General features: G+C 58.9%; 19 protein-coding genes. 8 read left to right on the forward strand and 11 right to left on the reverse strand.

All coding sequences use genetic code 11. The features are described 5' to 3' along the window. Positions 1-5 precede the first annotated feature (5 nt). Complete coding sequence (locus L53_RS16360) at positions 6-707, reverse strand: DUF805 domain-containing protein (protein ID WP_051607717.1); 702 nt, start codon at positions 705-707, stop codon at positions 6-8. Between the two features lie 61 nt (positions 708-768). After that, positions 769-1,833 (reverse strand): enoyl-CoA hydratase/isomerase family protein, encoded by a 1,065-nt coding sequence (locus L53_RS07970; RefSeq protein ID WP_034813955.1) that lies wholly within the window; start codon positions 1,831-1,833, stop codon positions 769-771. Positions 1,834-2,017: 184 nt separating this feature from the next. Here L53_RS07970 and L53_RS07975 point away from each other — a divergent pair, with 184 nt between their 5' ends. Next, positions 2,018-2,278, forward strand: coding sequence for a hypothetical protein (locus L53_RS07975; RefSeq protein WP_156947856.1), 261 nt, complete (start codon positions 2,018-2,020; stop codon positions 2,276-2,278). A gap of 73 nt (positions 2,279-2,351) precedes the next feature. Here L53_RS07975 and L53_RS07980 read toward each other — a convergent pair whose 3' ends face one another. From L53_RS07980 to L53_RS07990, 3 genes are all read right to left on the reverse strand, one after another. Then, positions 2,352-4,856 carry a zinc-dependent metalloprotease gene (locus L53_RS07980; protein ID WP_198019765.1) on the reverse strand — a complete coding sequence of 835 codons (2,505 nt, stop codon included), beginning with the start codon at positions 4,854-4,856 and terminating at the stop codon, positions 2,352-2,354. A 108-nt stretch (positions 4,857-4,964) separates the two neighbouring features. Next, the gene (locus tag L53_RS07985; RefSeq protein ID WP_034813960.1) at positions 4,965-5,438 is read right to left on the reverse strand and encodes a hypothetical protein; all 474 of its coding nucleotides are present in this window, start codon (positions 5,436-5,438) and stop codon (positions 4,965-4,967) included. Positions 5,439-5,613: 175 nt separating this feature from the next. Then, positions 5,614-6,753, reverse strand: a complete 1,140-nt coding sequence (locus tag L53_RS07990; RefSeq protein WP_034813961.1) for an acyl-CoA dehydrogenase family protein — start codon at positions 6,751-6,753, stop codon at positions 5,614-5,616. Positions 6,754-6,813: 60 nt separating this feature from the next. On the opposite strand from L53_RS07990, the gene L53_RS07995 reads away from it, so the two are divergent. From L53_RS07995 to L53_RS08005, 3 genes are read left to right on the forward strand one after another with little or no spacing between them, the layout of a single operon-like run. Further along, entirely contained in the window at positions 6,814-7,356 is a 543-nt protein-coding gene (locus tag L53_RS07995) for a GNAT family N-acetyltransferase (RefSeq protein WP_051607719.1), read from the forward strand. A gap of 30 nt (positions 7,357-7,386) precedes the next feature. Next, the gene (gene hemB, locus L53_RS08000) at positions 7,387-8,382 is read left to right on the forward strand and encodes a porphobilinogen synthase (protein ID WP_034813962.1); all 996 of its coding nucleotides are present in this window, start codon (positions 7,387-7,389) and stop codon (positions 8,380-8,382) included. 58 nt (positions 8,383-8,440) lie between these two features. Further along, positions 8,441-10,309 carry a hypothetical protein gene (locus tag L53_RS08005; protein ID WP_034813963.1) on the forward strand — a complete coding sequence of 623 codons (1,869 nt, stop codon included), beginning with the start codon at positions 8,441-8,443 and terminating at the stop codon, positions 10,307-10,309. A gap of 159 nt (positions 10,310-10,468) precedes the next feature. Here L53_RS08005 and L53_RS08010 read toward each other — a convergent pair whose 3' ends face one another. Next, a complete protein-coding gene (locus L53_RS08010) occupies positions 10,469-11,074 on the reverse strand; it encodes a TetR/AcrR family transcriptional regulator (protein WP_034813965.1) in 606 nt (201 codons plus the stop codon). Between the two features lie 68 nt (positions 11,075-11,142). On the opposite strand from L53_RS08010, the gene L53_RS08015 reads away from it, so the two are divergent. Then, positions 11,143-12,000, forward strand: coding sequence for a metal-dependent hydrolase (locus L53_RS08015; protein WP_034813966.1), 858 nt, complete (start codon positions 11,143-11,145; stop codon positions 11,998-12,000). A gap of 67 nt (positions 12,001-12,067) precedes the next feature. Here the strand turns inward: L53_RS08015 and L53_RS08020 are convergent, their stop codons facing one another. Continuing rightward, a complete protein-coding gene (locus L53_RS08020; protein ID WP_034813968.1) occupies positions 12,068-12,664 on the reverse strand; it encodes a tetratricopeptide repeat protein in 597 nt (198 codons plus the stop codon). Between the two features lie 117 nt (positions 12,665-12,781). On the opposite strand from L53_RS08020, the gene L53_RS08025 reads away from it, so the two are divergent. From L53_RS08025 to L53_RS08035, 3 genes are all read left to right on the forward strand, one after another. After that, on the forward strand, positions 12,782-13,756 hold the full coding sequence (locus L53_RS08025; RefSeq protein WP_034814355.1) for a helix-turn-helix domain-containing protein: 975 nt from the start codon (positions 12,782-12,784) through the stop codon (positions 13,754-13,756). A 43-nt stretch (positions 13,757-13,799) separates the two neighbouring features. Next, positions 13,800-14,285, forward strand: a complete 486-nt coding sequence (locus L53_RS08030) for a flavodoxin family protein (protein WP_034813969.1) — start codon at positions 13,800-13,802, stop codon at positions 14,283-14,285. Between the two features lie 120 nt (positions 14,286-14,405). Then, positions 14,406-14,768 (forward strand): hypothetical protein, encoded by a 363-nt coding sequence (locus L53_RS08035; protein WP_156947857.1) that lies wholly within the window; start codon positions 14,406-14,408, stop codon positions 14,766-14,768. Between the two features lie 138 nt (positions 14,769-14,906). Here the strand turns inward: L53_RS08035 and L53_RS08040 are convergent, their stop codons facing one another. From L53_RS08040 to L53_RS08055, 4 genes are all read right to left on the reverse strand, one after another. Next, a complete protein-coding gene (locus L53_RS08040; RefSeq protein ID WP_034813971.1) occupies positions 14,907-15,344 on the reverse strand; it encodes a peptidylprolyl isomerase in 438 nt (145 codons plus the stop codon). Between the two features lie 152 nt (positions 15,345-15,496). After that, on the reverse strand, positions 15,497-16,873 hold the full coding sequence (locus tag L53_RS08045) for an NAD-dependent succinate-semialdehyde dehydrogenase (protein WP_034813973.1): 1,377 nt from the start codon (positions 16,871-16,873) through the stop codon (positions 15,497-15,499). A gap of 87 nt (positions 16,874-16,960) precedes the next feature. Beyond that, positions 16,961-17,395, reverse strand: a complete 435-nt coding sequence (locus L53_RS08050; RefSeq protein ID WP_034813974.1) for a DUF1801 domain-containing protein — start codon at positions 17,393-17,395, stop codon at positions 16,961-16,963. 22 nt (positions 17,396-17,417) lie between these two features. After that, positions 17,418-18,419, reverse strand: coding sequence for a TIGR00341 family protein (locus tag L53_RS08055; protein WP_034813975.1), 1,002 nt, complete (start codon positions 18,417-18,419; stop codon positions 17,418-17,420). Positions 18,420-18,421: the final 2 nt, after the last annotated feature.

Below are 18,421 nucleotides of genomic sequence, written 5' to 3' on the forward strand. Positions count from 1 at the left end.
TTCGCTCAAGCGAACGTGTCGACCGTGCCGCGAATGCCGTATTTCGGACTAGGCCCATGCACGTTCGGCTCTGCACGACTGTCGATCAGCATGAATACGAAAACGATCAGGCCGCCGACATAGGGAATCAAGTTCAGCAGGTACATCCAGCCGGACAGATCCTGATCATGGAAGCGCCGTACGGTGACAGCTATACCCGGAATGATGGTATAAAGTATCCAAAGCGCGGTGAAGAGAGGGAGAAAGTATCCCTCGGAGTCGTCGACGCCAAATATTGATAGGGTAAGGATCGTGTCGACAACAAACGCCAAGATGAGCGCAAGTATTGAAAACAATATGTACCCCCAATACTCTTGGCGGCGTGCGCGGCCATTGAACTTGAAATAGCTGGATGACAGACATCTGAGAAAGTACGTCCAGATACCGTCACTCTTGACTGCCATGGGCTGAGCATAGGGTGCAGCCCCCGCATACCCCTGACTAACGGGCTGCGGCGGAACTGGCTGTGTAGAGGGTTGTCCGGTAGCCTCGAGCAAATAGATATCGCGCGCCTCGTTACCCATACCGACGAAATCGACAACATGTCCCTGGACGAGCCGATTGTTGTCCCGCACCTGTGCCTGAGAGAAATTGTAGCGCACACCATCGTCTCCGAGGATGAGACCCAGCCCCTCTACAGAGTCAGCCTTTAATACTTGTCCGCGCATACATGCTCCTGAATCGCCCCAACATTGATTGTCGGCACTATTTCAAGGCCTTGGCTCGCGCTCAATCCCCAAAGGTCAATTCATCGTCGCCCAATGGCTCGAAATATCTCGCCACGTCCGCATCGCTGACCTCTTCCAGCGTGGCCGGCTTCCATTTCGGAGCATTGTCCTTGTCGACAATGACCGCGCGAACGCCTTCAAGGAAGTCATGACTTTGCACTTTGCGCCAGCCAATGCGGTACTCCATCCGCATGTTCTCTTCAAAGTTATCAAGTTTGGCGCCATCTCGAACCTGACGAAGAGCAACCTTCACAGTCTCTGGGGACTTCGTTCGAATGGTCGCCGCCTGCTCGGATGCCCACTCATTGTCAGCCACGTCCAACGCAGCCACAATCTCCTCAGCGGTGTCCTTTGCAAAGCAATCATCAATCAAATCGCTATGCGCCGCAAAGCTGCCCGCTGGCACAGGATGGGTCATGCCGCGCAGGATCTCGTTCAGCATTTCGGCGGCACCGACGGAGAAATCCGCGCCTTCGATCTGCTTTTTCAGGTTCGGCACCAATTCCGATGGCAGGAAATGCGTCGCCACCCGGGCCGCAACAACATCTGCGCCCTTCAAACGCGCCCCCGTCAGCGCCAACCATGTACCAAGATAGCCCGACAGGCGCGGCAGGAACCAGCCACCCCCCACGTCCGGGAACAGTCCGATCCCGGTCTCCGGCATGGCGAACAGCGTGCGCTCGGTCGCAACCCGGTGAGAGCCATGCACAGACAGGCCAACCCCGCCACCCATGGTCACACCATCCATGATCGCCAGCACCGGCTTGGGGAAAGTCTTCAGCGCGGCATTCATCCGGTATTCGACATTGAAGAAGGCACGCGCCTCACTCGCATCACCCGCGCCGCTATCGGCCAGCATGCGAATGTCACCACCAGCGCAGAACCCCCGCGTTTCTTCTTCATGGTCGATCATGACCATGTGAACGGTCGGGTCTGCCGTCCAGCGCTCCAGGGCGGCCAAGATGGTGTCGCACATGGGTGCGTTCAGCGCATGCAACGCCTCTGGCCGCGTCAGCGTAATTCGTCCCACACCGCGATGGGTCTCCACCGATACGTCATTCGACATGCTTTATCCCTTTGTCTCCGGCGTCTTCCGCCGACCATTGTTTGTTTCGCCTACCCCTACATTCGACGCCTCGCGGATCAAGCCCGCCCCGCGCGTCAGGACGTTAACAGTCCGCAAATCCCTATTGGAAATTCATGACAATGGCGAACCGCGAATGTTTACCCGTTGGGACTATGGTTCGCCCATGAGACAGACCGACCTCCCCGGCGCAGAGCTGCGCGGACGCCGTACTCCGGTAATCGCCAAAGGCATTCTGAAACTGGGTCTCTGGCGCTCGGTACCGTGCGAGATTCGCAACATCTCATCCGGCGGCGTCCGCTTTGCGACCCGCAAGGAGATCAATCTGCCGGAAACCTTTTCAATCCGTCTGCCTAACAGCCGACGCCCACGCCTGTGTCAGCGCCGTTGGCAACTCGGTCGCGAGACCGGTGTCGAATTTATCTGATGCCTTCCTTTTGTTGGCGACGCGGTGGCGTCACGCGCAACGGTCACACCCACTCCACAAATGAACCTTCCGCCTAGCGTGGCAGCAGCGCCGTATCGCAATGCCAGCAAGCTTCGGCGCTGCCTGCGCCAATGGGGCTGCCGGGCGGGATATCGACTTCAGGTGTGGACGGCATGACGGGTAGAGATGGCCTGTCGAGATGGGCCGTAATACGACGGGAGAGCTCGTCCCGCACTGCCACATCCGCTGGATCAGCTCGCCGCGAACGGGACACAATCCGGCGCGCCAGAGCGCTGAGATATGCATTGGTCTGGATCACCGTTTCAGGCGTCGCATTTGTGTTTGCGGCAAGGTCTGTCAGTACGGAAACGTACCGCACTTGCTCGCGCCGCAGGATACTCGCCTGACGTGGCGTGTCAGCATCTTTGAACAGCGCCTCCTCCACTTCGCGCAAGACATCACCAAAGCTCAGCGCGTTCGCGTCGCGGCGTTCAGTTTCGATCAGGCGTGCGACGCGCTGGGGATGCAGCAAGGCGCCCAAGGTTTGTGAGGCTGATGTGTCAGCGGCTGTCAGAAGATCAAACATCGCCCCGGTTTCGCCTGGGAAATATTCCGCCCCCGCGCCCGCCCCACGGAACGACACCAGCGGCGGCGTCAACAGGTCGAGCGTCTGGTCTGGCAGATCAAGCACGGCCGGATCCAGCGTTGCCACCAGCGCACTGAGCGCGCCGCGTTGCTGATCTGCCGGTACGGGCGCTCCGCCAGTATTGGCCTGCCCCGTTTCGGCATAGTGGAAATCATAACCACCAATCATCTTCGCCGCCGCGTTCACCTGATAGCGATGATAAAGATAGATCGGCACGATCACCGCCCGCAGGCGCGAGGTCGGCTCGCCTGCCTGCAGCGCGCCGAGGCCGAACCGTTCAAGCGCTACTTTCCGTACCCGCATCACCTCCGTCAGGGACGCGACAGGGTCTGTGCCATTGTCCCAGACGCTCGCATAGGGATGCGCTGTTCCAACGCCGCGCCCCTGCGGATCATCAATATAGCGCAGTCCGCTCCCCCAAGCCGATTCCAACAATTCGTCTCCTGCAGCATTCTCGTCCGTGCCGTCAGGATATTGCCGGTAGAGCCACATGGCAGACACCATGTCCCACTCACCGATTCCGACATCATAGGCGGCTGAGAAATCCAGTTCCCCATTCTGGCCAACCCAAATAAGCGGCGCTGGATAATCCATCACCGACGCGCGCTCATTCGAGGACGCCGCAAAATTGTGGGCGAAGCCAAGCGTGTGGCCGACTTCGTGCGCAGCCAATTGGCGAATACGGGAAAGAGCGATCTCAACCGGATCATCCGCCGCGCCAGTGCCGGTCTTCGATGCGCCAGCCAAACCTTCAAAGATCATCCTGTCCTGGCGCACACGCTGGCTACCCAGAATAACATTGGCTTTAAGCATTTCACCCGTACGCGGATCGGTCAGTCCACCACCATAGGACCAGCCGCGGGTCTGGCGGTGCACCCACTGGATCACATTATAGCGGACATCAAGCGGATGCGCGCCTTCGGGGAGGACTTGCACGAGATAGGAATCCGGAAAGCCAGCGGCCTCGAAAGCTTCGGCCCACCAGGATGCCCCTTCAATCAGGGCGACACGAATTTCCTCTGGCGCACCGGAATCAACATAGAAGACAATCGGCTCTTTTGCCGGGCTGCTCGCTGCGGACGGATCCTGTTTCTCAAGACGGAAGCGGCGCGCATAGGATTGCCCGACCTGTCCGCTCAGTGGCGCGGAAAAATCATAATAGCCTACATCAATCGCGCCGCTGCGTGGATCGAACATACGAGGCGTGTAGCCGTCATCCGGCAAGCGCACGAGCGATGTGTGCTGCACCAGCGTCACAGAGCGCGCATCGGCCGCCGTGGCCCAGACTTCCGCTTTCGGTTCGTCACTGCCCAGCGTCAGAAAGGCGTCAAACTCGACATTGTCCGGAAAGGCCAGCGCCGCCGAAACGTCCGGCATGGACAAGTCCTTCGAGATCTGGAACGCGCCGCCCTTGGGATGCTGTTTCAGCCGCGCGCGCACATCCATCGTGTCGCGCGTCAGATAGGACGACAGGTCCACCAACAATTCGCCCTCCGGTCCGGTGCCGAGAATTTCACCCGACCAGACAAAGCTGCGCGCAAAGGAATCCCGCACGGCTTTGCGCTCCAGCGGATTGTCGGCGCTGGCGCGATAGGTCCAGTTCTCGATCTCCGCGATGACCTTGTCGCCCACCTTGCGGAAGGCAACGATCTCGCCGGCATTGGCGCGGCCCCGATCCAGCCCGATCGGATTGGAGCCGAGCCCCGCCGTCAGGCCCGTCGCCTGGATCGCGCGCAGGGCAACGCCTTCCTCGTCCGGCGCGGGCAGAGCGACCAGCACGCGCCCGCCATCTGCATCCAGATAGAGATCAACAAATCCATCCTTGTGAACAAGTGATCCGGTTTCTTCCGCCCAGTCTCCAGACTGCGCCCATGCAAATGGAAGGACGAGCGTCGCCACCATCGCCAAAACCAGACTCTTCAATCCCCGCACAAGCGCACCTCTTCCGATCAGCTGAAACACAGCCGCACGGTGCCGCATATCGGATGGAGGTTCAATCGCTTTCCGGGCTGGCGGCCCGTCAGGGCTCAGTGCGCCCCCTTACCCATCGCAAGTTTGCGTATCGCGCATGATGCCGACCTTGGTGACCTTCCCGGTCTTGTTGTCGACGCCGAAATAGATGTCACGGTAATCATATAGAGTGACGTCATCCTCCGTCACCACGCATTTCGGCTTGCCGTAGGCCCCACGAGTCAGAATCTGCTCAGCGCCTGTGCCAACGCCCATCTCGGTGCGATAGCGTGGGTCGCGTGCGATGATCCAGTACACGCTCTCATCAGCGGCAATCACCAACCCGTCATAGGTATAAGTCGTGGCGCGCGTACCTTCGATCGGGGTGGTGCTCCGGGGTGGGCCTTTGACGGCAAACAACTCAATCAGGCTCATGCCCAGTTCGACATCGCCGACTCGGTCGCCACGGACAATCATATCGTCGTTCAGGTTTGGCGGGGTGTTGGCGCAGGCACCCATCGCGATAATCGCGCCAAGGGCAGACAGCTTACGGACCACTTTCATCGCGGGTCCTCCTATTTACTAAAACTCTACAAGAGCCTTAGATCACCCCATGGGTGGCCATATGTCGAGAGACCGGCAGTCAAAACCTGTCCCTACACGCCCGAAATGGGCATAATTATCCGTAATGTTCGGATATCAGGACGATCTTCCTAGCCAGCGCTGCGAGCGTCGGCCCCTAATCCTTCAGCATGTCCCGCGAAATGATGACGCGCATGATCTCGTTCGTGCCTTCCAGAATCTGATGCACGCGCAAATCGCGCACGATCCGTTCGACACCATAATCTGCGAGATAGCCGTATCCGCCGTGGATTTGAAGGGCGTCGTTCGCAACCTTGAACGCAGTATCCGTGACAAAGCGCTTGGCCATCGCGCACCAACGCGTCGCGTCCGGCGACTTGCCGTCCAGTCGTCCAGCCGCCTCGTACAGCATGACCCGCGCGGCCTGCAGCTCGGTTTCCATATCCGCCAGCTTGAACGCCGTGTTCTGGAAGGTCGCAATCGCCTTGCCGAACTGTTCGCGCTCTTTCGCGTAGGCCACCGCCTTGTCGAGCGCGAGTTGCGCACCGCCGAGGGCACACGCCGCAATATTCAGCCGCCCGCCATCGAGCCCTGCCATCGCAAATCGGAAGCCGTGACCTTCCTCGCCAATTCGGTTTGCCGCCGGCACGCGAACGCCGTCCAGCATCACCTGCCGCGTGGGCTGGCTCTTCCAGCCCATCTTGCGCTCATTCGCCCCAAAGCTCAGCCCGGGTGTGTCCTTCTCGATAATGAAGGCCGACACGCCCTTGGCGCCGTCGTCGGAAGTGCGCGCCATCAAGACGTAAACGTCAGACGTGCCCGCGCCGGAGATGAATTGTTTCGTGCCGGAGATGACATAATCATCGCCATCCTTCACTGCGCGCGTCTTCAGGCTGGCAGCATCCGATCCCGCACCGGGTTCGGTCAGGCAATATGATGCGATCAACTCCATACGCGTCAGCCGCGGCACCCACGCCTGGCGCTGCGCGTCCGATCCGAACGTGTCGATCATCCAACTGGCCATATTGTGAATGGAAATGAATGCCGCCGTAGAGACATCACCATAGGACAACTGCTCGAAAATCATGGCCGCGTCGGTGCGCGTCAGGGCGCTGCCGCCGACTTCTTCAGAGACATAAATGCCCGCAAAGCCAAGCTCTGCGGCCTGCTTGATCACATCGACCGGGAAGTGGCTGTCGCGGTCCCAAGCTTCCGAATGCGGCAGCAATTGCGCCTCGGCAAATTTGCGGGCCATGTCCCGGATCATCAATTGTTCGTCGGAAAACAAAGCACTCATTGTTAATTCCTCGTTTTTTGGCGTAAGAGGCTTCCACGGGAATTGAATGGGTAGCGCGCAATGTCAATGCAACACGCCAGCACACGCTATGGAATCGGCGATGCGGACGCGTCCGAAGTCGGCGTTCTGGCCGAAGTGGATCGCGCCGCCAGCGCCCTGTTTGCTCCGACCGGTCTATTGTCCGAAGAAGCTCTGAAAGACCATGTACCCGTCGACATCCTTGCCAGCGCCGCCGAGAATGGCGACCTGTTCACCGCGCGGCTGGAAACCGGCGCGCCGGTTGGATTTGCGCTGGTCTCCCTGCGCGGCGGCATGCTCTATCTTGACCAGATCAGCGTCCATCCGGACCAAGGTCAGCGCGGCATCGGCGCGGCTCTGCTGACCCGCGTTATCGACGAAGCGAAGCGTCGCAAGCTGCGCCGCATTGCGTTGTCCACTTTCCGCGACCTGCCCTGGAACGCACCGTTCTACGCCAAGCATGGCTTTCGCGAGGTCAAGCGCAGTGACATGGCCGAGTGGATGCTGGAATTGGAACGCATTCAGGCCGAAGAACTCGACGTCTCAAAACGCTGTTTCATGCTGCGTAAAATTGGCTGGTTGTAGCCATCCGGATTTTAGACCAATGAGACCTGCATGACCCACTTTTCCCAAGCCTTCCCCGCCACCCGCATGCGCCGACTGCGCCAGGCCCCATGGATCCGTTCGCTCGCTGGCGAAAACGTGCTGACGCCCGCCGATTTGATCTGGGCCGTCTTTGTCCATGATGGCGACGACCGCATGCCGGTCAGCAGTCTGCCCGGCATTGACCGGTTGAGCGTAAAGGACGCCGCCAAGGCCGCGGTCCGTGCACGTGAGCTTGGCATTCCGGCCATCGCGCTGTTTCCCTATATTGGCGCAGACGGCAAGGACGAGACAGGCTCCGGCGCGCTCGACCCTGATGGACTCGTGCCACGCGCCCTGAAAGCGATGAAGGATGCTGCGCCTGAAGTCGGCTTGATCACGGATGTGGCGCTCGACGCCTATACCAGCCACGGGCATGACGGCCTGCTGGACGAGGACGGCACCATCCCGAATGATGCGACCACGGAAAACCTGGTTCAGCAGGCGCTGGTCCATGTCGGCGCGGGCGCCGATATCGTCGCCCCGTCAGACATGATGGATGGCCGCATCGGCGCGATCCGTTCCGCGTTCGAGGAAGAAGGCTTCACCCACCAGATGATCCTCGCCTATGCCGCCAAATATGCCAGCGGCTTTTACGGCCCCTATCGCGATGCCATCGGCTCGGCCGCCGCGCTGAAGGGCGACAAGAAAACCTATCAGCAAGACCCGGCCAATTCCGATGAAGCCCTGCGCGAGGTCGCGCTCGATCTTGCCGAAGGCGCTGACATGGTCATGGTCAAGCCCGGCCTTCCGTATCTGGACATTGTGCAACGCGTCAGCTCCACCTTCGGTGTGCCGACCATCGCCTACCAGGTCTCCGGCGAATACGCCCAGATCAAGGCCGCCGCCCAGAATGGCTGGATCGACGGCGACCGCGTCATGATGGAGTCGCTCATGTGCTTCAAACGCGCGGGCGCGAGCGGCGTGATCACCTATTTTGCTGAAGAGGCGGCGGAGAAATTGGGGTGATTTGCCCAAGACTACTGCCGGATCAAGAAAAGAAGCAGCGCAAACTGGGAATACTACAATGACCGGTCAGCAGAGCGGTAACGATAAAAGAAGCATTTCTATTATCAATTCCGAAGAGCTCATCGCCCTATCCGAAAGTGAAATTATCCCGGACGGGACAGCCATCGACTGGCATTCGGTACAATCTCAACTCGACGAGGCGGCAAAAAAAATGGAAGCAGCAGGCAGCAACCAAGCGCCTGTAGTACGGCTCCTCAGTAACATCATGGGCATACACGATAAGTATGACGATCCAGCGGAACCCTACGGTCCAATGATAGTCATGGACGGGCGCCGATCCATGATCCCATCTGATCTTGCGGGCGAGCAGTCTGAGCAACTGGCGGCTTATGCGCCAACAATCAATAACCCAACCTTGCGGGCCCGCGTTGCGGACATCGCTTGGCTTAACGACCGAAAACGCCGTGATATGGCAGACCTCGCAATAGAGGCTTACCTGCAACGCGTAATTCAGTACCTGAATGGAGAAGCGCAGTTTCGGCTCGATTCGGAATCTCTCATTGACTACCGAGCTATTAAGCTCCTCCAACGGGCCTTCCAGATTTCAAAGGCTGTGAAAGGAAAAGAAGAGCACTCAGCGGGGCTGATCGATGCCCTAGCACTTCTAAATCAGAGAGCTTTCGGCGCCTGTGATTTACCCTCTATTACTCGAGTGGCGCGATTGTCTTTGGACTTCTATGCTGTTGATGAACTGGCGCTCGCTCAGCGGATCGAAGAGGTCCTCAAGAAAACTGATATGGTTGATCCCTATTGGCGCAAGGCAACACTGGAACAACTTCAACGCATCTACAGACGTAATGAACTTCAAGAAAAGGCCAACGATTGCCAGCTTCAAATTGCTGAATGTTCGATTGCACTATCCGAGGCGATGGCCGGGTCTGCGATGGCTACCGCCGGGTGGTTGATGACTGCGATTGACGAACTGCGTCAAGCACGCGGTCCTGCCGCGAAGGCGCGCGCTCAGGAAGTCCGCACCTTGTTGCGTGAGAAGCAGGAAGACTCCATCTTCGAAATGGGTACCATTTCTCACAAAACCGATATTACTGATCTCGTCACAGACACGATTAGGCGAATAAGCGGCCTTTCTCTTGGCGAAGCACTGGGACAGTTTGCATGCCTAGCCGGTTCGCCCGATCCTCAGCAGCTTGAAGAACAGGCAAAAAAAAGCATCGCCGAATATCCGCTGTCATCCATGTTCGCGGCTACTCATGTTGATCGCGAAGGAAAAACGGTCGCGAAAGCTGAAGGCTCTACTATCGGTGATATTATCTCGGACGACGCGCTTCGAGAGCACATACTTAGGGATATGGCGATGTTGAGAAATCTTGTTGTTTCGAGCGCAATTGAGCCCGCACGCCGACATATCCAATCAGAGTTACCTCTCAGTCAGAACGCTTTTGACGTCATAACCGCAAACAGCCCTTTTGTTCCTGAATATCAGAGACCTCTTTTTGCTCTTGGCTTCGCCCGATTCTTTCAAGGCGATATGATGAGTGCTGGTAGCCTGCTCATTCCGCAGATGGAAAACTCGATACGACATTTGCTTAAAACAGCGGGTCGCGACCCATCGACTATCGAGAGCGATTTGACTCAGGATGACAGGTCGATTTCTAGCTTGATCACTCATGACAGAAAGGCGCTTGAGGAAATCTTAGGAACTGAAATCGTTTTTGAGATCGATAGCCTGTTCAATTCTCGTCCTGGGCCTGCGTTGCGACACGAATTCGCACACGGAAAAATCCCGGGCGCACACTTCTATTCATCGGATGTAAAATATGCTTGCTGGTTCATGTTTCGTCTGACTTGCTTGCCACTCTTTGAGTACTGGGAAGACATCTGCCTGCTGATAGATACCAAAGAAGTCTGAAGCACTGCGTTATGCAGGATCATCCAGATCTTGCTTAAAACTATAATCATAACGCAACCGTATCCCCCCACGCACCTCCACCTTAATCCTGCCACGATCCCGGCCAGTCCCTGGCCAGTCGAAATCTGGAGCGCCGGAAAGAACTTCGCCTAGCTGGTACTACCCCGCCAACCCCTCAAAATACCCCATCAGCATTTGCAGCGTCAGCTCCCTTGCGCGCTCTGGCGGTTTGCCGATCAGTGTGCCGAGGGAGGGGCCGAACAGGCCGGTGCCGAGGGCGAGGGTAACGCTCATCAGGATCATGTCTTCGGCAAGCTCTGACGGGATGCCGCCCTGCGATATCTTCTTCTGTGCGACATCCCGAACCGCCTCGCGCACCACGGTCAGGCGGCTGGTCTCGTCCGTCAGTTCCAGCCAGGCAGCCAGCCGCGCCGCGCCGCGTGACTCCAGCGCATCAAACAAGGTCTTCAGGCCCTCGGCCCGCGCCTTTGCCGGGGCATCGACGGGAATTTCGATGGCCATGATCGCGTCCACGAGATCGGCAATCATCCGCTCCATGAGGGCCTGCTGCACGGCGTCGATGGAGCCGAAATGATGCAGCACGGTGGCATTCGCAACGCCCGCCGCCTTGGCCACATCCGCCAGGCGCAGCGTCTGCGGCCCCTGTTCCACCAACAGCGTCTCCGCCGCAGCAAGGATATTGGCGCGCGATTCTTCCGGCGTGCGACGGATTCGGGGTGAGCTGTCTTTTTTCTTTATTGACATTTTTGTCAGTAGTATTACCTGTTGCGACAAGACGATTGCCAGTTCTGTACCAGAAAGCAGTAAACACAATGACGCGCAAACGCACCCCCGAAGACATCACGATCCAGCCGCGCAATCTGCGCTTTGACATGACCGCCGCGGAGGATGGCCGCCCCTGGCTGGACGGAAACCCCGTCGCCACCGCCGTTTACAACGCCATGTCGCTGACCTTCCCGGAGGGCGAGCGCATGTTCATGGACGCGGTAAAGGCGTATCGCGGAGAGGTTTCGGGCAAGCTGGCCGACGATGTGCAGGATTTCATCACGCAGGAAGCCATCCATTCGCGTGAACACCACCTGCTGAACAACAAGATCGACCCCGAAAAGTATCCCATCGCCGAAATCAATGCAGCGATCATGGAGAAGATCAACTTTGCCCGCGCCGGTGGCCCGATGCGCATGTTGATTGGCACAATCTGCCTCGAGCATTTCACGTCAATGATGGCCGACCTGATGTTCGATGCCGAGATCGACGGTGTGGCGATGTTCAGCAAGACAGACCCGGCGCTGGAGCGCCTCTGGCGTTGGCATGCGATGGAAGAAACTGAGCACAAGGCCGTTGCCTATGATGTCTTTCTGGAGGTCACCAAGGGCTGGTCGCCGCTGAAACGCTATTTCCGGCGCAGCCTGTCCATGCTGCTGATCACAAAACACTTTACCACCAACATCGCGACCTATGCGGCCATGCTGCTGGAAGCTGATGGCTATACCCGCGAAGACGCCGACCGCGCCGTGAAAGCGTTTCTCTGGAAGAAACCATCCCTGTTCGGACGCGGCTGGAAAGTCTGGCTCTCCTGGTTCAAGCCGGGGTTCCATCCGTGGGATCATGACAATCGCCATGCCATGGATGATTGGAAAGCGGAGTTTACACCGGTGGCCGCCGAATAGGCCTGGCCCACATTTGACCTGATGAGAGGGCGTCTTGGCAGGGACGCCCTCGTTTGCTTCCAAGGCATCAATCTGTTTCGACAACCCGGTAGAGCGCTTTCAATTCGGCGGAGGGCGCAAAGCCCGGATCGGCCGTCAGCGCCTTTTCGAGATAGTCATACGCTCGCGCATACGCGCCGAGATCATGATACGCGAGCGCGAGGTTGTGGTAGAGGCGTGACTGAAATTCCGGCGCGACAATGTCCACCGATGACAGCACCTGCACAGCCTTTTCCGGCTGCCCGGCATCGACATAGACCCCGCCGCAGCTGATGATCGTGCCCGGAACAGCTTGTCCGGAGGCCAGCGCCTCCTCGCAATCGGACGCCGCCTCTGCAAACTTTCCGGCCCTCCGGTACAAGATCGCGCGATTGGTCAGCACCGCCACGCGAACTTCTTCATCCGTCTCAGGATCTTTCAGCGCTCCGCTGCAGGCCTGAACGCCGTCGCGGGATGCCTGCCCGGCGCGTTGCGCGGCCTCTGCACAAGCCTCAGCCGGCGGCGGCGTAAAGTACAGTTTACGGATGTACATGCCGGCTGGGTCTGCAGCTGCCGGCGTACTCGCAAGGGAAAACGCGACCGCTAACCCCGCAAGCCCTTTGTTCAGGATGTTCGACCATTTCATCGTGACGCGCTCCTCCACTGGCGTTTCAATACCTCATAGGTAGGGGATTGCGCTGCTGGGCAGAATTGGCAATAATGCCATTATATGGTCGATTTTCGCCAATCTGAGAGCCACTCCATGACGGACCGGAATACCCCCGCGCGCCACCTTATTGTCGCCCTGGCCTATGAAGGCCTCTGGCCGCTTGAATTCGGCATTGCGGCTGAAATCTTCGGCTGGCGCCGGCCGGAACTGAAGGATCTCTGGTATGATTTCCGCGTGGCCTGTCCGGCACAATCGGCTCAGGCCGTTGGCGGATTTTCGATTTCGTCACCCTATGGACTCGACAGCCTGAGTGAGGCGGACACGATCATCGTTCCCGGCTGGCAGAGCATCATTAAGCCGCCACCGGAAGAGATTCTGGAGGCCATACGCGCAGCGCACGCTCGTGGCGCACGATTGCTCTCTTACTGCACCGGCGCGTTTGTCTTCGCCCATGCCGGCTTGCTGGATGGCCAACAGGCCACCACGCATTGGCGCTACCTTCCCTTGCTGAAAGAGCTGTTTCCGAAAATCGAGATCATTGATGACGTCCTCTATGTGGACAATGGCAACATCGTCACCGCCGCCGGCAGCAGCTCGGCCATCGATGCCAGCCTTCATGTCATCCGCAAGGATCATGGCTCCGGCGTGGCCAACAAGATTGCACGCAGCCTTGTCACCCCGCCCCATCGCGATGGCGGGCAATCCCAATATGTCGAAGCGCCGGTGCAAGAACGCCCCGGCAAATCTGTCGCCGCTGTGCTGGACTGGTCCCGCGAAATGCTGGACCAGCCGCTGACCATTGCGTGCTTCGCCCGCCAGGCGGGCATGAGCAAGCGAACCTTTCTACGTCGTTTCCGCGAAGGCACCGGCACCACGCCCCTGAAATGGCTCCGCCGCGAACGGGTCTTCCGGGCAATGCAGCTGCTGGAATCGACCCCGCTCGACATCACCGACGTGGCGCTGCAAAGCGGGTTTGCATCGACTGAGACCTTCCGTACCGCTTTCCGCCAGATCGCCTGCACCTCGCCGCACGCCTATCGCAAGCGGTTCGAGGCCATCGACGCCTGAGCGAGGGGCTTGCCCTGACGCGTGAGGCTTGGAAGGAAGGGGCATGACCAAGCTTCTGATCGTCTATCATTCCCGCACCGGCGGAACCCGCCAGATGGCGGAGGCTGCGGCCAAGGCGGCACGAAACGAAACCGAAACGGAACTGAAACGCGCGGAAGACACCACGCCGGAGGATATGCTCGGCGCGTCCGGCTATCTCTTCGCAGCGCCGGAAAACCTCGCTGCGCTGTCGGGCGCGATGAAGGAATTCTTCGACCGGTGCTACTATCCCGCGCTCGGCAAGATCGAAGGGCGGCCCTACGCTCTGATGATCTGCGCGGGCTCGGATGGCGAGAACGCCGCGCGCCAGACCGCGCGCATTGCCACCGGGTGGCGGCTGAAACAGGTCCAGCCCCCCCTGATCATCTGCACGCACGCCCAGACGGAAGCGGAAATCCTCGCGGAAAAGACGATACCCGAAGTAGACCTCGCCAAATGCCGCGAGCTTGGGGCCGCGCTCGGCGCTGGGATAGAGATGGGGGTTTTCTGACTGCCGCTGTGCCCGTCCGAGGTTCCTGCTATCCCCCACACCAGCCGCACAAACCCTTGAAATTGCTGGCGATCAAAAAACTTTATCCCACCCCTCCGTGCTCGGCCTATAATGCACGTCATGACAGACCCGCGTCACGCCCGCTATTATGCCTTTGTCTGGCCACTCTTCTGGCCCTGGCTCTGGCTGAATCTGCGCCGGCTCGAAGCCTGGCAGGAGGAGACCGGGCGCACTGTGCTGCTGCGCATTGACCGCTTCGGCAACATCTACATAACGGCGATGGCGGATGCGCCCAACCCACAGCGCTATCAATACACCGCGCCGGTGATCCCGGCATGGGAGCGCCCGTTACGCTGGAGCGATCTGCCAGAAAACCTCGTCGCGGGCGTGGTCCCGCTCGCAAAATGCTGTGCGGCAGCGGTGACACAGGCGAAAGCCGTCACCATCTCAGGAACCTCACCTGTTGCTCCCGACACATCCTGATACGGATGACCTGACCGAATTCAAATCGACCCAACCGGAAGGCCACCGCCTCGCCGGCCATTCCTGCTGCCTGAAACAAAAAACGGCGGACCCCCACTCTGGGTACCCGCCGCTTTGAATTCGAGAACTCGGAAGAAATTAGGCAGCTTCGCCGATCTTTACCAGTTCGATGTTGAAGGTCAGGTCTTCGCCGGCCAATGGATGGTTGGCGTCCAGCGTTACAGATTCCTCTTCAACGGCAGCCACTGTCACAGGGATCACTTGCCCGTCCTGGGTCTGCATCTGAAGGCGTGAGCCAACTTCCAGCGGAATCTCCGCCGGAATATCTGCGCGAGGCACATCCTGGCGCATGGCCGGGTTCATCTGACCATAGGCGTCATCACACGCAACATTAACGGTCTTCTTGTCGCCAACGGTCATGCCCGGAATGGCAGAGTCGAGGCCAGGTATGATTTGGCCGGATCCGACTTCGAATGTCAGCGGCTCGCGCCCTTCTGAACTGTCGAATGTGGTGCCGTCATTGAGGGTGCCGGTGTAATGGATGTGTACGGTATCGCCCGTTTTCACTTGCGTCATGGTCTCGCTCCAATCGTGGTGGGTGGAATTTCAGAGGCCGCGTCGCGCGCACGGGTGCTCCGTTGAACTGAGGCCATACCTAGGGCTTCTGAGGCATATGTAAACCCGCCGAGCAGCAAATGGCCCGGCGGCGTGCCGGGCCAGTACATTGATCAGTATACGAAAACTGCTTTGACGTTGACGAATTCCTTCATGCCAAAGCCGCCATGTTCCCGGCCAAATCCGGAATCCTTGACGCCCCCAAACGGCATGTTTGGTGCGGCAATGCCAAACCCGTTGATCCTCACCATGCCGGTGTCGAAATGATTACAGGCCAGCTCAATCGCGCGGTCTTCATTGCGCGAGAAAATGCCGCCACCAAGGCCATACCGGCTGTCATTGGCAATCCGCATCGCATCGTCATCATCCTTGGCGCGGATCACCGAAGCCACGGGACCGAACAATTCGTCGTCATAGGCGGGCTGGCCCGGCGCCACATCAGTCAACACGGTCGAGGGATAATAGGCGCCCTGCATGTCAGGGATTTCACCGCCACAGCGAATGGTCGCGCCTTTTTCAACACTGTCCTTGACCTGGCCATGCAGCGTTTCACGCAGGTCAGCGCGGGCCATTGGCCCCAGATCACTGTCTTCGGCAAACGGGTCGCCGAGCTTGATGTCCGCCATTGCCTTCACGAATTTTTCGGTGAACTCATCATAGACTTCCTCAGTCACAATGAAGCGCTTGGCGTTCACACAGGTCTCGCCATTGTTGAACAGCCGCCCTTTCACGCATGTCTCGACGGCGAGATCCACATCGGCATCTTCCAGCACCAGATAAGCGTCGTTCGAGCCAAGCTCCAGCACAGTCTTCTTCAGCGCCTTGCCGGCTTTCTCACCCACCACGCGGCCGGCGCCGTCACTGCCGGTCAGGGTCACGCCGCGTATGAGGTCATTCTCGATCACGGCATCGGACTGATCATGCGAGATCAACAGAACGGTGAAGAGATGTTTCGGCAGGCCTGCAGCTTCATAGATATTGCGCAGCATCAATCCACTGCCCGTACAGGTCTCAGCGTGCTTCAGCAGAACGCCATTGCCCGCCATGAGGTTGGAGATGGAATAGCGGATCGCCTGATAGAGTGGGAAGTTCCAAGGCTGGATACCATAGACGATGCCAATCGGGGAATAGGTCACGATGCCTTTGCGACCCGTCATGATATCGCGCTCTTCGCTGGCCAGCTCTTTCGGGCCCTGCTCAGCCGTATAGTCGCAAATCCCGGCGCACAATTTCACCTCTTCCTGCCCATCGCGATAGAGCTTTCCCATCTCCTTGGTCATAAGCTCGGCATAGTCATCGACATGCTTGCGCAACTCATCGCCGATGGCCTTGATGACTTTCGCGCGGTCTTCGAGACTGCGCTGGCGCCAGTCTTGGTAGGCAGCGTGGCACTGCTCGATAGCGAGCGCCATCTCGTCATCACTCATGCGGGGATAGGTCTTCAGCGTCTCGCCAGTGGCCGGGTTGATCGTCTTGAGAAGGTCGGTCATGCAGGGGGATCTCCAATCTTGCTTTCACAAGTTCAACGACCCGCCCCGCTGGCAGTTCCGATCACATTCCCGTTAGATACAGCCAGATTATTCCGGCCACGTATCGTAATTCTCTTTCATGTAAGAGAATCCATCCTCGACGATCTCGCGCAGGACCTCCATGTCGATGTCGGCGAGCTTGTTGATGTAAAGACAGCTCTTGCCGACCTTGTGCTTGCCCAGCCGGGCGAGCTTGTCGCTCATGTCGCGATATCCCGGCATGATATACAGGACGAGATTGGCTTTGCGCGGCGAAAACCCGGTGATCAGCATATCGCCTTCGCGACCGCTGTCATACTTGTAGTGATAACGGCCATAACCGACCAGGCTCGGTCCCCACATCCGGGGTGTATAGCCCGTGACTTCCTCGAACCAGTCCAGCAGCTTTTCGCCATCAGCGCGGCGCGTGGGATGCTCGACCGCCGCGACAAATTCTGCTGGCGACACCAGGGTCGGCTTGGTCTTGTTGTCCGATTTCGCCATACACCCCCCTGACGGGACGAGCTTAGCCGACCGACACCTCAGCGCCAAGGTCCAGCCAAAGGATCAATGCGGTGGCAGCGGCCAGCAGCAGGATCGAAAGTCCCGCATTGATCCACACGGCCCGGTCGGCATTCTTCTGATCTATCCAGGCACGCGGCCTGATCTTCCGCAGTCGGAACACGATCAAGGCCGCCAGAACCAGGGCCACCACATTCAGAGACAGGAGCAAGCCTGCCCGCAATGCCAATGTCCAGTGCCCTGCTCCCACAAAAAGACCCAGCGCCGCGCCCGGCGGCAGCAAGGCAGCGGCGACCATCACGCCGACCAAAGCCGAGGCCTGCCCGCGCGTCAGGGACAGGGCCGCCGCACCACCAGCCGCCATGGCAAGAGCCAGCCCGTCCAGACGCACTTCAGCGCGTGACATCAGCTCCCGGCTTTGCAGGTCAATCTGGAGCACAAACGACAATAGCCATGCACAGACAAGCGCGATCGCGATTCCGGACCCCAGCGTGATCGAGGCCCGCTTCAGCAGTTTGAAATCGCCCAGCGCAGCGCCCATCGAAAAGCCAAGCACAGGCCCCAACAGGGGCGCGATCACCATGGCGCCGATCACAGCCGCGATGCCGTCAGAGTTCAGACCAATCGCCGCCACAATGGTCGACAACACGACCATGATGATGAAGTCCCGGTCCAGCCGCGCACCCGTGGAGACATCGGAATAGATCTCTTCCCGCGTCGCCTGAACCCGTTTGTCGGCCTTCTGGTCCGTCGCCTCTTCAATGTTTGGCGCAGTCGCCTCCACCGGAAGCACGGTGATCCGGAAATCTTCGCACGTATCCAGCGCGGTCTGGATATTATCGATCAGTGACTGGCCACTGCCTTCCCGCATGAAGACAGAGATCAGCTTGCGATCCTTGCGCTCAGTGTCCTGAACATAATAATCGATCGGGTCGGCCGCTTTCACCGCCCGGATTACGGTATCGTAGCGTTCGTCATTCGGCAGGTGAACTTCCAACAGGCGCATGA

Source organism: Hyphomonas sp. L-53-1-40, from assembly GCF_000682775.1.
Lineage (GTDB): Bacteria > Pseudomonadota > Alphaproteobacteria > Caulobacterales > Hyphomonadaceae > Hyphomonas.

Bases quoted from the DNA above. Each gene is read 5' to 3' on its own strand.
- L53_RS16360 (WP_051607717.1), bottom strand. From the start codon at position 707: ATGCGCGGACAAGTATTAAAGGCTGACTCTGTAGAGGGGCTGGGTCTC.
- L53_RS07970 (WP_034813955.1), bottom strand. From the start codon at position 1,833: ATGTCGAATGACGTATCGGTGGAGACCCATCGCGGTGTGGGACGAATT.
- L53_RS07975 (WP_156947856.1), top strand. From the start codon at position 2,018: ATGAGACAGACCGACCTCCCCGGCGCAGAGCTGCGCGGACGCCGTACT.
- L53_RS07985 (WP_034813960.1), bottom strand. From the start codon at position 5,438: ATGAAAGTGGTCCGTAAGCTGTCTGCCCTTGGCGCGATTATCGCGATG.
- L53_RS07990 (WP_034813961.1), bottom strand. From the start codon at position 6,753: ATGAGTGCTTTGTTTTCCGACGAACAATTGATGATCCGGGACATGGCC.
- L53_RS07995 (WP_051607719.1), top strand. From the start codon at position 6,814: ATGTCAATGCAACACGCCAGCACACGCTATGGAATCGGCGATGCGGAC.
- hemB (WP_034813962.1), top strand. From the start codon at position 7,387: ATGACCCACTTTTCCCAAGCCTTCCCCGCCACCCGCATGCGCCGACTG.
- L53_RS08005 (WP_034813963.1), top strand. From the start codon at position 8,441: ATGACCGGTCAGCAGAGCGGTAACGATAAAAGAAGCATTTCTATTATC.
- L53_RS08010 (WP_034813965.1), bottom strand. From the start codon at position 11,074: ATGTCAATAAAGAAAAAAGACAGCTCACCCCGAATCCGTCGCACGCCG.
- L53_RS08015 (WP_034813966.1), top strand. From the start codon at position 11,143: ATGACGCGCAAACGCACCCCCGAAGACATCACGATCCAGCCGCGCAAT.
- L53_RS08020 (WP_034813968.1), bottom strand. From the start codon at position 12,664: ATGAAATGGTCGAACATCCTGAACAAAGGGCTTGCGGGGTTAGCGGTC.
- L53_RS08025 (WP_034814355.1), top strand. From the start codon at position 12,782: ATGACGGACCGGAATACCCCCGCGCGCCACCTTATTGTCGCCCTGGCC.
- L53_RS08030 (WP_034813969.1), top strand. From the start codon at position 13,800: ATGACCAAGCTTCTGATCGTCTATCATTCCCGCACCGGCGGAACCCGC.
- L53_RS08035 (WP_156947857.1), top strand. From the start codon at position 14,406: ATGACAGACCCGCGTCACGCCCGCTATTATGCCTTTGTCTGGCCACTC.
- L53_RS08040 (WP_034813971.1), bottom strand. From the start codon at position 15,344: ATGACGCAAGTGAAAACGGGCGATACCGTACACATCCATTACACCGGC.
- L53_RS08045 (WP_034813973.1), bottom strand. From the start codon at position 16,873: ATGACCGACCTTCTCAAGACGATCAACCCGGCCACTGGCGAGACGCTG.
- L53_RS08050 (WP_034813974.1), bottom strand. From the start codon at position 17,395: ATGGCGAAATCGGACAACAAGACCAAGCCGACCCTGGTGTCGCCAGCA.
- L53_RS08055 (WP_034813975.1), bottom strand. From the start codon at position 18,419: ATGCGCCTGTTGGAAGTTCACCTGCCGAATGACGAACGCTACGATACC.